Here is a 13,286-nt window from a genome sequence, read left to right on the forward strand (position 1 = left end):
TCCTTTGGCGGATGCGCCCTAGGGCCGCCCGCGCCGGGGTAGGGCGGCCACCTCTTCGGGCGTCAGCTTCTTCATGTTGCGCACGGTGCAGCGCTGCGGACCGATCGGCGAGGGGGTGATGATCTCGGCGTCGAAGCCCGAACAGATCTGGGCGCCGCCGCGCCAAACGATGGCGATGCGCTGGCTCCAGTCGATGTCGTTGCACGGGCCGAACATCTCGAACTGGTAGACGTCCTTCACGCCCACCCGGACGTTGACGAACTTCTCGTCGGCGGCGGCGAAGCCGTTGACGTTGCGCGTCCAGAAGCACTGGCGGGCTTCCCGGGCGGCGTTGGACGTCGCCTTGGTGTCGGTCTGGGCGTCCGGCGCCGCGCCGGCGCTCATGGCGAAGGCCAGCGCCGCGATCGGCGCACCCCAGAAGATATGTCGTTTCATTGGCTTCGGTCCCTGGCGGGTTGGTCCCCCGAAGTGCCCGGCCACTCTAGGGCGCCGGCTGGACCTCAGGGAAGGCCGCGTCGTTCGGCCCGCCGCCGGAAGCGCGCGGGGTCCACCAGGTCGGCCAGCGGCTCAGGCAGGGGCGAGGGCGCGCCCAGCGCCTGGGCCGCCACGTGCTCGGCCAGCAGCGGCGCCCAGGAGAAGCCCCGCGAGCCGAAGCCGGTGAGCAGGAAAAGGCCCGGCGGTCCCCCGTCGGCCGGTCCGGCCAGCGGCAGGCGGTCGGCGGTGGTCGCCCGGACCGAGGCGCGGCCCTCCAGCGGCAGGTCGGCGATCCGGGCGGCCAGAGCGGGCAGGGCCGCCGCCAGGGTCCCGCGGTTGCGCGCGTGATCGTCGGCGCGGACCTCGGTGGCGGTCTCCCCGCGATCGTGGGTGGCTCCGAACAGGAGGCCGTCGGCGGTCGGAACCGCGTAGCCGCCCCAGGCGGCCGCCGGCACGCGCTCACGGGTCGTGGCCCAGCTCGCCTGGCCGCGGACCGGAGTCAGCGGCGGGCAGGGGCCGAAGGCGGCTGAGGCGAGACCGGCGGCCAGGATCACGGCGTCGGCGCGCAGGATCTCTGCGCCAGCGGCGTCGCGCAGACTGAAGCCGTCGCCCGCGGGCGCGATCGCCGCCACGTCCGCCGGCACGATATCGCCGGCCCAGGCGGCCAGGACCCGGCCTGGATCGACCACCAGGGCCGCCGGCTGGTCGAGCGCGTCCGGGGCAGGTTCGCCCAGGCGCGACGCCGTCTCGGTCGCGGGGATCATCGCCAGCGCGGTCGGCTCGAAGAGGCCCGAGGCGGCGACCTTTCCGAAGCGCAGGGCGTCGCGCTCGCCGGGCGCGAGCTGGAGCACGCCCTGCGCGATAACGGCGTCGGCCGCCTCGGCCCCATAGAGCTGGATGGCGCGGCGGAAGGCCTGGGCGAAGAGCTTGGCGGGCGGACCGCCGCCGGCGTCGAGCCTGGGCGTCACGAGCGCGGCGGGATTGCCCGAGCCCCCGGCGCCCAGGCCGTGGGCCTCCACCAGCACCGCCTCGCCGCCCAGCGCGCGGACGGCGCGCGCCGCCGCGGCCCCGGCGATCCCGCCGCCGACCACGGCCACCCGGCGCGGCCCGGAATCGGCGGGCTCACCTGGCAGGCGGGCTTCCAGACGCTCGCGCTTGCGGCCGTAGCCGGGCCGCTTCTCCACCGCGAAGCCGGCGGCGGCGAGCCCGCGGCGGACATGGCCGGCGACGGTGAAGGTGGCGGCTCGCGCGCCGGGGGCCGAGCGCGCCCCGACCAGGCGCAGGACGTCCTCGCCCCACATCTGCGGGTTCAGGGCGGGCGAGAAGCCGTCGAGGAACCAGGCGTCGGCCCGGCCGTCCCAGCCCTCCAGCGCCTCCGCCACGTCGAGCACGGCGAGGTCGAGGACGGCGCCGAGCTCCGGCAGGTCGACGCGGTGCAGCCCGCGGGCGCGGCCCGGCCAGCGGCCGCGGAGCAGGGCGGATATCTCCGCGAGCTCGGGCCAGCGGGCGTGGGCGCGGGCGGCCTCCCCGGCGGTGATCGGATAGCCTTCCAGGCTGAAGACGTGGAGCCGCGCGCCCGGCGGGCGCGTGCGGCTCCAGAGGTCGAGCAGGGCCAGGGTGTTGAGCCCGGTCCCGAACCCCAGCTCGCCGACCACGAAGCGGCGGCGCCCCGCCCAGGCGTCCGGCAGGCCGCAGCCGTCCAGAAACACCGCGCGGGCCTCGGCCAGGCCGTCCTCGGTGGAGAAGTAGACGTCGCCGAACAGCCGTGAGCGCGGCTGGCCATCGTCACCCCAGACGAGCGGGTCATCGCTGGCGGGAGGTGCAGGGTCGCTCATCGTCCGGGCATAAGAAGAGGGCCGCCCCTTGCGAGGCGGCCCTCCGTAGCGCGTTTTCGCGCGGGAAGCTTAGTGCTTCTCGGCCGGCGCGGCGGCCGGGGCCGCTTCCGGAGCCGGGGCGGTGGTGGCCATGGCGCCGGTGTCGGCGGCCGGGGCGGCGGCCGGATCGGTTGGAGCCGCGGCGGCGGCGGCCGCATCGGCGGCGGCGGCGTCGGCCGGAGCCGCGGCCGGAGCTTCCGTGGTGGTTTCCGCGGTGGCCGCGGGTTCTTCCGCCGGCTTGTTGCAGGCCGCGACCGACAGGGCGGCGACGGCGGCGCCGGCGATGGCCAGCTTGCGGAGCAGTTCGGAGGTCATGTCCCTGGTTCCCTTCCCTCGATGGGGTTCGTTCACGCGCCCTCTGGGCCATTGCGGAGCGCCCGGACGCTGAGGGGAACTATGCGCCGGTTCGCGGCGCCAGCAAGGGGCGTATTCACGCGTCCGTGATCACATTTCTTGTCGCCCCGAGGGGCTCCGGCCGGCGCTTCGAGCCTACTCGTTCGGCATGGCGTTGAGGGCCTCTTCCAGCTCGGCGAAGCTCGGCTGGGCCTTGGAGGGCACGCTGCCGCGGCCGATCTCGACAGAGATCTGGGCGGCGTTGCCGTGCAGGTGGGCGACCAGCACCGACTGGATGATCTTGTAGAAGGCGCCCTCCTCCTCGACGATCTCCTTCATCTGGTTCGCCAGCGGGCCGACGATGCCGTAGGCCAGGAACACGCCGAGGAAGGTGCCGACGAGGGCGCCGCCGATCATGGTGCCCAGCACCTCCGGCGGCTCGGTGATCGCGCCCATGGTCTTGATGACGCCCAGCACGGCCGCGACGATCCCGAGCGCGGGCAGGGCGTCGGCCAGGTTCTGGACCGCGTGGCTGGCGGCCAGCGACTCGTGGTGGTGCTTCTCGAGCTGGGTCTCCATCGCGTCCTCGACCTGGTGAGGATCCTCGAGGTTCATGGTCATCATCCGCAGCGTGTCGCAGATGAAGTCGACGGCGAAGTGGTCCTTCATGATCTTCGGGAACTTCGAGAAGATCGTGCTCTCGTGCGGGTTCTCGATGTGCTGCTCGAGCGCGATGATGCCCTTGGACTTCATCGTCTTGGTGATCAGGAACAGCAGGCTGAGCAGGTCCCGGTAGTCCGCGGCCTTCCACTTCGGGCCCGCGAACGCCTTGGCGAAGCCGCCGCCGGTGGCCTTGATCGTCGTCATCGAGTTGCCGATCAGGAAGGCGGCGACGCCGGCTCCGCCGATGGCCATCATCTCGTGCGGCGCGGCGTGCATGATGACGCCCATGTTGCCGCCCGAGATCAGGTAGCTGCCGAACACCATGGCGAACAGCAGCACGAGGCCGATAATCTGGAACATTCGTCGCGGGGCTCCGTCTTCCCGCGGAAGATCGCCGTTAATGCTTAATGGCCAGTGAGCGCGATTGCCGTTTGCGGGCGCCGGCCAACCCGCTTAAGCCGGTGGCCGATGGCTTCCCCGCTCCGACGGACAGCGGCCTGCCCCGGCGTTCGTTCGCGATCATCTTCGGCGTCTCGCTCGCCACGGCGATGGGCAACACCGGCCTGATATCCGTGCTGCCGGCGATCGGGCGCGAGATCGGCATTCCGGATCCCATGGTGGCGGCGATCTTCTCGCTCTCGGCGCTCCTGTGGGCCGCCTCGTCGCCGGCCTGGGCGAGGGCGTCGGACCGCTACGGCCGCAAGCCCCTGATGATGGTCGGCCTGACCGGCTTCCTGGTTTCCATGCTGCTGTGCGGCGTGGTGGTCAGCGCGGGCCTCCGCCACTGGGCGACGCCGATGGCGATCTTCGTGTTCTTCCTGCTGGCCCGGGCGCTCTTCGGCCTGTTCGGCGCGGCCGCCAACCCGGCGACCCAGGCCTATGTGGCGGAGCGCACGCCGCTCACTCAGCGCACCCAGGCGATGGCCAGCCTGGCCGGGGCCTTCGGCCTTGGCACCGTCATCGGGCCGTTCCTCGCGCCGCTGTTCACCAAGATCCCGGTGCTCGGGCTGGCCGGGCCGCTCTTCACCTTCGCCCTGATCGCGCTCGGCATGCTGGCGGTGGTCTGGCGGATGCTGCCCGAGACCCCGGTGCCTGAGGAGGCCCGGCGGCCCCGCCGGCCGGTCACGGGCGCCAAGGCCGGGCCCCGGATGTGGCAGGACCCGCGGGTCACGCCCTTCCTGATCTACGGCTTCATCGTCGCCACCTGCCAGACGGCCCAGGCCCAGACGCTCGGCTTCCTGATCATCGACAAGCTCGGCCTGTCGCCGATCCAGGCGCAGTTCTCGATCTCCATCGCCATGATGTTCGGCGCCTGCGCCGGCCTGCTCGCCCAGTGGGGCATCATCCGGATGTTCGAGATGACGCCGCGCCAGCTCCTGCGCTGGGGCGTGGCCGTGGCCTGCCTCGGCAACCTGCTCGTGGCCTTCGCCACCGACTACTATCTGGTGGTCGCCGGCTACGCGGTGGCGAGCCTGGGCTTCGGCTTCGCCCGGCCGGGCTTCACCGCCGGCGCCTCGATCGCCGTCGGCATCGGGGAGCAGGCCCGGGTGGCCGGGGCCATCGCGGCGGTCAACGGGGTCAATGTTGTGTTCGCCCCGCTGTTCGTCTGGCTCTACCAGCACTTCGGCCCGGCGCCCTTCATCCTCAATAGCGTGCTGATGGGGGGGGCTGCTGATCTATGCCTTCCGCAGCAACGCCCTGCGCAACGCCGATCCCAAGCCGGCGACCCGCGAGATGGCCACCATGGCGACCATCGAGAAGTCGGACGAGGGCGGGACCCTGTAGGCGCCGTTCACACGGCCCGCGGGTCCCGCGCAGCCTAGCGCGCGGGGGCCGCCGCCGCCGTCGCGGGCGCTTCGGCCTCCCGCCGGAGCCGCGCGACCATGTCCGGCGACAGATAGCCGTCGGCCACGAGGCCGCGGGCCTTCTGCCAGTTGCGCAGCGCCGTACGCGTGCCCATGCCGATCACCCCGTCCGGCGCGCCGGGATCGAAGCCGAGCGAGGCCAGCGCCCGCTGGGCGGTCATCCGGTCGACGAGCGAGAGCGGGGTCTCGTTGGGCCAGGGGCGGACGAGGTCGCCCATCCCGCCGACCCGGTCGGCCAGCATGCCGACGCCAAGCGCATAGGCGATGGAGTTGTTGTACTTGCGGATCGCGAAGTGGTTGGGGAACAGCAGGAAGGCGGGGCCGCCCGCGCCGGTCGGGGCGACGAGCTGGGCCTTCGCCCCTGCATCCGCCTCGGTCCACGGCAGGCCGTCGGCGCGCACCACGCCCTTCTGCGCCCACCAGGCCGGGTCCTCGCGGGGACCTTCGGAAAGGCTCCAGTCGAATCCGGCCGGTACGGCGACCTCGCGCGCCCAGCTCTGGCCCCGCACCCAGCCGGCCTTGGCGAGCAGGTTGGCGGCCGAGGCCAGGGCGTCCGGGGCCGAGGCCCAGATGTCGCGCCGGCCGTCGCCGTCGTGGTCCACGGCCGTGGAGGTGAAGGTGGTCGGAATGAACTGGGTCTGGCCCATGGCCCCGGCCCAGGAGCCGACCAGCCGCGACCTCGGGTGCTCGCCCGACTGGATGATCTTCAGCGCGGCGATCAGCTCGCCCTCCGCCCAGGCGCGACGCCGGCCCTGGGCGGCGAGGGTGGCCACGGAGCGGATCACGTCGCGCTCGCCCTGAATGGCGCCGTAACCGCTCTCCAGCGCCCAGATGCCGATCAGGATCTCGCGCGGGACGCCGTAGGTCTGCTCGATGGCGTCGAAATAGGGCGCGGTCCGTCGCTGCTGGCCCATGGTCACGCGGCCGCCGGTGACCACGCCCTTCAGATATTCCGAGATCGGCTTGGAGAATTCCGGCTGGCGGCTGTCCAGGCTGCCGACCCGCGGGTCCGGCGTCAGGCCCGCCATCTCGCGGTCGAGCACGGCGCGGGAGACCCCGGCCTTGAGCGCCCGGCCGTGGAACTCGCTGGCCCAGGCGTCGAACACCTGGTCGCCCGAGGCGGTCGGCGGCGTCACCGGGGCCGGGACGGGCGCGGGCGCCTCCACGGCCGGCGGCGGCGGGGCCACGCTCGGCGTCGGGATGAGGGCCTTGTTGGCCGGGCTGGCGCAACCGGCCAGGACGTAGAGGGCGAGGAGATATCTGCGGCGCATCGATTCTGGAGTCTAGCGAGCCCGGGGGCGCGGCCCACAATCAAAACGCCGTCAGGGGCCGAAGCGTTGACTCCTGCGAGGCCGGCCCGTATATGCGCCCGCTCTTGTTGAACCAGGACGCCGCGCGTCCGCGCACGCCCGAGAACAGGTCATGAAGGTCAGAAGCTCGCTCAAGTCGCTCAAGACTCGCCACCGCGACTGCAAGCTCGTGCGCCGCAAGGGCCGGGTTTACATCATCAACAAGACCGACCCGCGCTTCAAAGCCAAGCAGGGCTAAGCGCGCTTGCCCGGTCCCGGGTCGCCGAAGGCGGTCGTCTGGGACTTCGGCAACGTCATCGTGCGGTGGAACCCCCGCACGCTCTACCGGAAGATTTTTTCCGATCCGGCCGAATGCGACCGGTTCCTGGCGCACGTCTGCACCCTGGACTGGCACACGGCCCATGACCGCGGCGTCTCCTTCGAGGAGAACCGGGCGCCGCTGATCGCCCGCTTTCCCGAGCACGAGGCGGCGATCCGCGCCTGGGGCGACCGCTGGTGGGAGATGTTCTCCGGGGCCATCCCGGAGACCGAGGCGGCCATCGAGGCCCTCCACGCCCGCGGCGTGCCCCAGTACGGCCTCTCCAACATCAGTCACCACACGCTCGACGGGACCTACGCCATGAGTCCGGCGTTCGGCCGGCTGAAGGACGCGGTGATTTCCGGGCGCGACGGCATGATGAAGCCGGATCCCGCCATCTACCGCTTCGCCTGCCAGCGCTTCGGCCACGAGCCCGCCGATCTGCTGTTCGTCGACGACAGCCCGGCCAACGTCGAGGCGGCGAAGGCGGTGGGCCTCGACGCCCACCATTTCACCGATCCCGCGGCGCTGCGCCCGGCGCTGGAGGCGCGGGGCCTGCTCTAGCGGCCCTCAGTCCGAGTTGCGGACCAGCTCGAAGAATTCCTGGCGGGTGCGCGGGTCGTCGCGGACCTCGCCCAGCAGATGGCTGGTGGTCAGGCGCGAGCCCGGCGTGTTCACGCCCCGCATGGTCATGCAGCTGTGCTCGGAGACGAGCACCACGCCGACGCCCTTGGGGTCGAGGATGTCCTGGATCGCCTCGGCGATCTCGGCGGTCAGCTTCTCCTGAATCTGCAGGCGCCGGGCGAAGCCGTTGACCACCCGGGCGAGCTTGGAGATGCCGACCACCCGGTTGCGCGGCAGGTAGCCCACATGGGCCTTCCCTAGGAACGGCAGCATGTGGTGCTCGCAGAAGCTGACCACCCGGATGTCCTTCAGGATGACCAGTTCGTCGTAGCCGCCGACCTCCTCGAAGGTGCGCTCCAGATACTCGCGCGGATCGGCCTCGTAGCCGGCGAATAGCTCGCGGTAGGCCTTGGCCACCCGCTTCGGCGTCTCCAGCAGGCCCTCGCGGGCGGGGTCGTCGCCGGCCCACTCGATGAGCGTGCGCACGGCGGCCTCGGCGTCGGCCTGGGTCGGCTTCATTCGCGTGTCGTCGGACATGGTCCCTCCGCGGCGATCCGCCTCAACGCGGGCCCCGAAGTCAAGGTTCAAGGTTCGGGTGACAGGCGAAAGGCGGGCGAGTAGGTTCCGCCGCTTTCCGGCAACCCCCGACTTCGGTAGACCTAGACCATGGCCGACGACGCTTCCGCCCACTCCGACGTTCTCAACGCCACCGCCCAGGGGCAGCTCAAGAGCATCATCGAGCGCATCGAGCGCCTCGAGGTGGAGAAGGGCGAGATCGCCGAGCAGATCAAGGAAGTGAAGGCCGAGGCCAAGGGCAACGGCTTCGACGTCAAGATCATCGCCAAGGTCATCCGGCTCCGGAAGCAGGACCGCGCCAAGCGGCAGGAGGAAGATGCGATCCTCGACCTCTACCTCTCGGCGATCGGAGAGATTTGAGGAAGAAGGCGCCCCTTTCGCCCTTCGAGGCCCAGCGGGCGGCCGCCAAGCGCGCCGCCCTCAACGCCCTGAAGCGCGCCCGGCGCACCGCCGACAAGGCGGGTATCGAGCTCTCCGACTGGGAGGGCGAATTCCTCGGCAGCGTCGCCGACCGCGTGAAGACCTACGGCCGCGCGTTCGGCGATCCCGAGAAGGGCGCCCGCGGGCAGGCGCTGTCGGTCATGCAGACCGTCAAGCTCAAGGAGATCGCCGCCAAGGCCAAGGGCGAGAAGAAGCCCATGGCCCGCGGTAAGGGCTTCCGGCGGAAGAAGGCGGACGACTAGAGCCTCTCCGTCTCCCTACCCCTGCGCCGCGATCTGCTCGACCACGTCCTCGAGCCCCTGCTCCTTGACCTTGCGGTAGAGCGTGGAGCGGCCGATGCCGAGGCGGCGGGCCACCTCGCTCATGTGGCCGGCATAGATGCCGATGGCGAGCTGGATCAGGTCGCGCTCGATGTCCTCCAGCGTGCGCAGGTGGCCGCGCTCGTCGAGGATCCGCACCGGGGCGTCCTTCGGCATCTCGGCGACGAGCTCGGCGGCGGTCGGCAGGGCCTGGGGGACGGCGGTCGCCACCGGGCGCACGACGGCTTCCGGCGGCGGGGCGGCGACGCCCGAGATGGCCGGGAAGTCGTGCGGGGCGAGGTAGGGGGCGTCGGCGAGCACGATGGCGCGATAGACCGCGTTCTCGAGCTGGCGGACGTTGCCCGGCCAGTCGTGGGCGGCGAGGAAGGCCATGGTCTCGGGCGCGGCGCCCACCACGGACTTGCCCTCTTCCACGTTGAAGCGGCGGATGAAGGCGTCCACCAGGGCGGGGACGTCCTCCTTGCGCTCGCGCAGCGCCGGCGCCTCGATCGGGAAGACGTTGAGGCGGTAGAACAGGTCCTCGCGGAAGCGGCCCTCGGCCACCGCCTGGCTCAGGTCGCGGTTGGTCGCCGAGACGATCCGCACGTCCACCTTGATGGAGCGCTTGGAGCCGATCGGGTCGATCTCGCTCTCCTGCAGGGCGCGCAGCAGCTTGACCTGGACGTCGAGCGGCAGCTCGCCGACCTCGTCGAGGAACAGGGTGCCGCCGTTCGCTTCCTGGAACTTGCCCAGGTGCTTGTCGCTGGCGCCCGTGAAGCTGCCCTTCTCGTGGCCGAACAGGATCGACTCCACGAGGTTCTCGGGGATGGCGCCGCAGTTGACGGCGACGAACGGCTTGCCGGCGCGGTCGGAGGAGCCGTGAACGGCGCGGGCGATGACTTCCTTGCCGACGCCGCTTTCGCCGGTGATCAGGACCGGGATGCCGGACTTGGCGGCGCGCTCGCCCAGGCGCTTGACCATGGTCATGGCCGGCGATCCGCCGATGAGGTCGTCGAAGGTGGTGCGGCCGTTGGCGTGCTTCTTCAGCCGGTCCACCTCGCCCTTGAGGGCGCCCATGGAGAGCGCGTTGCGGATCGAGACGATGATCCGCTCCGGCGCGGCCGGCTTGACGAAGAAGTCCACGGCGCCGGCCTGCATGGCCGAGACCACGGTGTCGATGCCGCCGGTGGCGGTGACCACGATGACCGGCTGGTTGAAGCTGCGCGCGCGCATTTCCTGGAGCGTGTCCTGGCCCGAGATCCCCGGCATGACGAGGTCGAGCAGGACCACGTCGGCCTTGGTGCCGGCGGCAAGCTTGGTGAGCGCGTCATCGCCGTTCTCGGCGTGGACGACCGCGAAGCCCTCGCGCTCCAGGACGGCCTGGATCAGACGGCGTTGTGTCGGGTCGTCGTCGACGACGAGAACAGTCTTGGACATCGGGAGTAACCCACCTGTATCGGATGCTCGTCTCTTCTGGACGAGGCTCGAGATCTGATCCGAATTGATACAGGCAGGCGGTAAAGGGCGGGTTTCGGAGACCCGAATCAACGGTTAACGCGCTAAGTTAATTTTCCGCCTCCAAGGCCGTCTCCATCGAGGCCCGGACCTCGGCCGTCTGATAGGCCCCGGTGGGCGCGGCCGGCGGCGGCAGGTCCACCTGCGCGACCGGCGCCGAAGCGACCGGCTCGGGGGAGATTTCCACGGTCGCAGCAGAGCTGGCGTCCACCGAGGCGGCGATGGTCGTGGGCTCGCCCGAGCAGTCGTCGCCCCGCAGATAACCCTTCAGGTAGCCGCGCCGGGCCCAGCCGGCCATGGCCGCGTCCGCCAGGGCCCGTTCCTTGCGGTCGACACCGGTGACCACGCGGAACACCTCGCGGTAGGGGATCAGGCTGCGGGCGCCCTTGATCAAGAGGTTGCCCGCCGCATTCTTCTGCATCTCGGGCTCGTCGGCATCGGGGCCAAGAATCTGGTCGAGGGCGGCGACTTCCTGGTAGGCGGCCTCGCAGGTCGCGGGCGCATAGGGGTCGGTCTTCGCCTTCTGCAGGATCGCGGGCACGTCGCGGGACGTGAGGCCCAGGCCTTCCTGCTGGCCCGGGTTGATCTCGGCGGCGGCGGGCCAGGCGGTGAGCGCCACGCCGGCCGCGGCGAGGGCGGCGATCATGGGGGCTGCGCGGGTCATGGCCTTATCGGGTCTCCGGTTGCGGACGTCCGTAAACACGCGAAGCCCGGAACCGGTTCACGGGCGGCCCCGTCGAATGTGAAGCCGGTTCCCGAAATTCGAACCAAACCTCCGCCTTCGGAGTTCTGACCCGCCGAGGGGCGCCTGCTTAGGCCGGCGCCTCGGGGGACGACACGAAGAGGAGAACAGACATGAACAAGACCCGGATGGCCCTGATGGCCGGCGCGGCCCTGATGCTGACCGCCGGCGCCGCCACCGCCCAACCCTGGATGTCGATCAACGACCGCCAGGCCAACCTCGACGCCCGCATCGACGCCGGCGTCCGCACCGGCGACCTCAGCCGCCAGGAAGCCATGTCGCTGCGCGCCGAGTTCGGCGACCTCGCCCGCATCGAGGCGCGCTATCGCTCCAACGGTCTGTCGGCCTGGGAACGCCAGGACCTCGACCGCCGGTTCGACCAGCTCGCCATGCGCATCCGCGACAACCGCAACGACCGTGAAGTCGGCTGGTTCGGCGGCCGCGGCTGGAACGACAACAACGGCCGCTGGGTGCCGATCGAGCGCCGCAAGGTCCAGCTCGACCGCCGCATCGACCAGGGCCTGCGCAACGGCAAGCTGACCCGCCAGGAGGCGGCCCGCCTGCGCGCCGAGTTCAACGACGTGGTCCGCATGGACATGCGCATGCGCCGCGGCGGCTACAGCCCGCAGGAGATGGCGGAGCTCGACCGCCGGTTCGACCAGCTCGCCATGCGCATCCGCTGGGAGGCCAACGACGGCCAGCGCTACGGCTACAACAACTACCGCCGCTAAGGCTTGAGGACTTCAGGGAGCCCTGGCGCGACCGGGGCTCCCGCCCTTCCCATTCAGAACCGAACACCGGGCCTGCAGCCCGCAGGCTGGTCGAACCACGTTCTCCACGGTACCGCTTAGGCGCAGCAACCGGGGGGACTGCCGATGTTCGTGGGCCACTACGCCGCCGCGCTCGCCGCCAAGGCCGCCGAGCCGCGCGCACCGCTCTGGACGCTCGTGGCTGGGGCCCAGCTCCTCGACATCGGCTGGTCCGTGCTGGTGATGGCCGGGGTGGAGCGCCTGACCTTTGACGCGAGCCTGCCGGGCTCGCCGCTCGTCCTCGAACACATGCCCTGGACCCACAGCCTGCCCGCGGCGCTCGCCTGGTCGGCGGCGGCGGCGTTCGCGGCCATGGCGCTGCTGAAGCTGCCCAGGCGCGCCGCCGTGGTCATCGGCCTCGTGGTCTTCTCCCACTGGCTGGCCGATCTGCTGGTGCATCGCCCGGACCTGTCGTTGGGCTTCGGCGGCGAGCCGAAGCTGGGCCTCGGCCTCTGGAACTGGCCCGTGCCGGAACAGGCGCTGGAGATCGGCCTCCTGGCGCTCGCCGGCATGGCCTGGGCAGGCCAGCGGGTGCGGGCGGGCGATCCCGTCTGGCCGGCGGCGGCCTTCGTGGCGCTGCTGGTGGTGATCCAGGTGGTGGGCATGTTCAGCGAGCCCGCGGGCGCCGTCCAGTTCGGCGCCACGGCCCTGGCCGTCTACCTGCTGCTCGCCGCCGTCGCCTGGCCCTTCGACCGCCGCCGCCGGGCGACCTCCGGCAGTTGACGTGGCGGCCGGCTTGCCCGGCTTAGCGCTGCGGGCCTAACGTCGTGCCCAAGGCCACGCAAAGGCGGCCAGGGGAGGCGACATGAGGATCTTCACGCTGGGCGCCGTGGCGGCGCTGGCCGTCGTCGTTGCGGGCTGCCAGCCCGCTGAGAAGGGGCCGGGCCAGGTCGATGGCGCGCGGATCGCCGCCGCCGACGCCAATGGCGAGTGGCTGTCCTACGGCAAGGGCTATTCGGAACAGCGGTTCAGCCCGCTCGACAAGGTCAATACGACCAATGTCGGCCAGCTCGGCCTCGCCTGGCACGCCCAGTTCGACACCGACCGCGGCCAGGAGGCGACGCCGCTCGTCGTCGATGGCGTGCTCTACACCACGACCGCCTGGTCGAAGGCCTACGCCTTCGACGCCAAGACCGGCCAGCAGCTCTGGGCCTTCGATCCGAAGGTGGAAGGCGCCAAGGGCTTCAACGCCTGCTGCGACGTGGTCAACCGCGGCGTCGCGGTCTGGAAGGGCAAGGTTTACCTCGGCACCATCGACGGCCGGCTGATCGCGCTCGACGCCAAGACCGGGCAGCCGGCCTGGAGCGTCCAGACCACCGACCCCTCCAAGCCCTATACGATCACCGGCGCGCCCAGGGTCGTGAAGGACAAGGTGCTGATCGGCAACGGCGGCGCCGAATACGGCGTGCGCGGCTACATCACCGCCTACGACGCCGCCACTGGCCAGCAGGCCTGGCGCTTCT

Annotated in this window: 15 protein-coding genes and 1 pseudogene; 8 read left to right on the forward strand and 8 right to left on the reverse strand. The window is 71.3% G+C overall.

What is annotated here, in order from left to right:
* Positions 1-18 precede the first annotated feature (18 nt).
* The 4 genes from LRS04_RS08965 to motA form a co-directional block, all read right to left on the reverse strand.
* Positions 19-435 carry a DUF6491 family protein gene (locus LRS04_RS08965; protein WP_257816060.1) on the reverse strand — a complete coding sequence of 139 codons (417 nt, stop codon included), beginning with the start codon at positions 433-435 and terminating at the stop codon, positions 19-21.
* A 65-nt stretch (positions 436-500) separates the two neighbouring features.
* Positions 501-2,309, reverse strand: a complete 1,809-nt coding sequence (gene mnmD / locus LRS04_RS08970; protein WP_257816061.1) for a tRNA (5-methylaminomethyl-2-thiouridine)(34)-methyltransferase MnmD — start codon at positions 2,307-2,309, stop codon at positions 501-503.
* 69 nt (positions 2,310-2,378) lie between these two features.
* Positions 2,379-2,663, reverse strand: coding sequence for a hypothetical protein (locus LRS04_RS08975; RefSeq protein WP_257816062.1), 285 nt, complete (start codon positions 2,661-2,663; stop codon positions 2,379-2,381).
* Between the two features lie 174 nt (positions 2,664-2,837).
* Complete coding sequence (gene motA, locus LRS04_RS08980; protein ID WP_257816064.1) at positions 2,838-3,704, reverse strand: flagellar motor stator protein MotA; 867 nt, start codon at positions 3,702-3,704, stop codon at positions 2,838-2,840.
* Between the two features lie 101 nt (positions 3,705-3,805).
* On the opposite strand from motA, the gene LRS04_RS08985 reads away from it, so the two are divergent.
* On the forward strand, positions 3,806-5,167 hold the full coding sequence (locus LRS04_RS08985; RefSeq protein WP_257816065.1) for an MFS transporter: 1,362 nt from the start codon (positions 3,806-3,808) through the stop codon (positions 5,165-5,167).
* On the opposite strand, the gene LRS04_RS08990 is transcribed toward LRS04_RS08985, so the two are convergent.
* Positions 5,164-6,480: a lytic murein transglycosylase gene (locus tag LRS04_RS08990; protein ID WP_257816066.1), complete on the reverse strand. Its 1,317-nt coding sequence runs from the start codon at positions 6,478-6,480 to the stop codon at positions 5,164-5,166. The genes LRS04_RS08985 and LRS04_RS08990 overlap by 4 nt on opposite strands.
* Before the next feature lie 151 nt (positions 6,481-6,631).
* On the opposite strand from LRS04_RS08990, the gene ykgO reads away from it, so the two are divergent.
* Together ykgO and LRS04_RS09000 are read left to right on the forward strand one after the other, a co-directional pair.
* Positions 6,632-6,757, forward strand: a complete 126-nt coding sequence (gene ykgO / locus LRS04_RS08995; RefSeq protein WP_111513452.1) for a type B 50S ribosomal protein L36 — start codon at positions 6,632-6,634, stop codon at positions 6,755-6,757.
* 6 nt (positions 6,758-6,763) lie between these two features.
* Positions 6,764-7,381: an HAD family phosphatase gene (locus LRS04_RS09000; RefSeq protein WP_257816067.1), complete on the forward strand. Its 618-nt coding sequence runs from the start codon at positions 6,764-6,766 to the stop codon at positions 7,379-7,381.
* A 6-nt stretch (positions 7,382-7,387) separates the two neighbouring features.
* Here LRS04_RS09000 and folE read toward each other — a convergent pair whose 3' ends face one another.
* Positions 7,388-7,978, reverse strand: a complete 591-nt coding sequence (gene folE, locus LRS04_RS09005; protein WP_257816068.1) for a GTP cyclohydrolase I FolE — start codon at positions 7,976-7,978, stop codon at positions 7,388-7,390.
* Between the two features lie 129 nt (positions 7,979-8,107).
* Between folE and LRS04_RS09010 the strand changes: the two genes are divergently transcribed.
* Entirely contained in the window at positions 8,108-8,377 is a 270-nt protein-coding gene (locus tag LRS04_RS09010) for a DUF2312 domain-containing protein (RefSeq protein WP_257816069.1), read from the forward strand.
* Entirely contained in the window at positions 8,374-8,700 is a 327-nt protein-coding gene (locus tag LRS04_RS09015; protein ID WP_257816070.1) for a hypothetical protein, read from the forward strand. Before LRS04_RS09010 ends, LRS04_RS09015 begins: the two co-directional genes overlap by 4 nt.
* Positions 8,701-8,715: 15 nt before the next feature.
* Here the strand turns inward: LRS04_RS09015 and LRS04_RS09020 are convergent, their stop codons facing one another.
* Together LRS04_RS09020 and LRS04_RS09025 are read right to left on the reverse strand one after the other, a co-directional pair.
* Positions 8,716-10,194 (reverse strand): sigma-54 dependent transcriptional regulator, encoded by a 1,479-nt coding sequence (locus LRS04_RS09020; protein ID WP_257816071.1) that lies wholly within the window; start codon positions 10,192-10,194, stop codon positions 8,716-8,718.
* A gap of 127 nt (positions 10,195-10,321) precedes the next feature.
* Positions 10,322-10,936, reverse strand: coding sequence for a hypothetical protein (locus tag LRS04_RS09025; RefSeq protein WP_257816072.1), 615 nt, complete (start codon positions 10,934-10,936; stop codon positions 10,322-10,324).
* A 191-nt stretch (positions 10,937-11,127) separates the two neighbouring features.
* Between LRS04_RS09025 and LRS04_RS09030 the strand changes: the two genes are divergently transcribed.
* The 3 genes and pseudogenes from LRS04_RS09030 to LRS04_RS09040 all read left to right on the forward strand — a co-directional run.
* A complete protein-coding gene (locus LRS04_RS09030; protein ID WP_257816073.1) occupies positions 11,128-11,745 on the forward strand; it encodes a hypothetical protein in 618 nt (205 codons plus the stop codon).
* A 144-nt stretch (positions 11,746-11,889) separates the two neighbouring features.
* Positions 11,890-12,546 carry a hypothetical protein gene (locus LRS04_RS09035; RefSeq protein ID WP_257816074.1) on the forward strand — a complete coding sequence of 219 codons (657 nt, stop codon included), beginning with the start codon at positions 11,890-11,892 and terminating at the stop codon, positions 12,544-12,546.
* An 82-nt stretch (positions 12,547-12,628) separates the two neighbouring features.
* Positions 12,629-13,264, forward strand: a pseudogene (locus LRS04_RS09040) (PQQ-binding-like beta-propeller repeat protein); the annotation flags it as partial.
* Between the last annotated feature and the right edge of the window lie 22 nt (positions 13,265-13,286).

The organism is Phenylobacterium sp. J367, from assembly GCF_024699985.1.
In the GTDB taxonomy this organism is placed as follows: domain Bacteria; phylum Pseudomonadota; class Alphaproteobacteria; order Caulobacterales; family Caulobacteraceae; genus Phenylobacterium.

What these genes read in the sequence shown, in the direction of transcription:
- mnmD (WP_257816061.1), bottom strand. Translation starts at nt 2,309, where the DNA reads ATGAGCGACCCTGCACCTCCCGCCAGCGATGACCCGCTCGTCTGGGGT.
- LRS04_RS09020 (WP_257816071.1), bottom strand. Translation starts at nt 10,194, where the DNA reads ATGTCCAAGACTGTTCTCGTCGTCGACGACGACCCGACACAACGCCGT.
- LRS04_RS08975 (WP_257816062.1), bottom strand. Translation starts at nt 2,663, where the DNA reads ATGACCTCCGAACTGCTCCGCAAGCTGGCCATCGCCGGCGCCGCCGTC.
- motA (WP_257816064.1), bottom strand. Translation starts at nt 3,704, where the DNA reads ATGTTCCAGATTATCGGCCTCGTGCTGCTGTTCGCCATGGTGTTCGGC.
- folE (WP_257816068.1), bottom strand. Translation starts at nt 7,978, where the DNA reads ATGTCCGACGACACGCGAATGAAGCCGACCCAGGCCGACGCCGAGGCC.
- ykgO (WP_111513452.1), top strand. Translation starts at nt 6,632, where the DNA reads ATGAAGGTCAGAAGCTCGCTCAAGTCGCTCAAGACTCGCCACCGCGAC.
- LRS04_RS09010 (WP_257816069.1), top strand. Translation starts at nt 8,108, where the DNA reads ATGGCCGACGACGCTTCCGCCCACTCCGACGTTCTCAACGCCACCGCC.
- LRS04_RS09030 (WP_257816073.1), top strand. Translation starts at nt 11,128, where the DNA reads ATGAACAAGACCCGGATGGCCCTGATGGCCGGCGCGGCCCTGATGCTG.
- LRS04_RS09025 (WP_257816072.1), bottom strand. Translation starts at nt 10,936, where the DNA reads ATGACCCGCGCAGCCCCCATGATCGCCGCCCTCGCCGCGGCCGGCGTG.
- LRS04_RS08990 (WP_257816066.1), bottom strand. Translation starts at nt 6,480, where the DNA reads ATGCGCCGCAGATATCTCCTCGCCCTCTACGTCCTGGCCGGTTGCGCC.
- LRS04_RS09035 (WP_257816074.1), top strand. Translation starts at nt 11,890, where the DNA reads ATGTTCGTGGGCCACTACGCCGCCGCGCTCGCCGCCAAGGCCGCCGAG.
- LRS04_RS08965 (WP_257816060.1), bottom strand. Translation starts at nt 435, where the DNA reads ATGAAACGACATATCTTCTGGGGTGCGCCGATCGCGGCGCTGGCCTTC.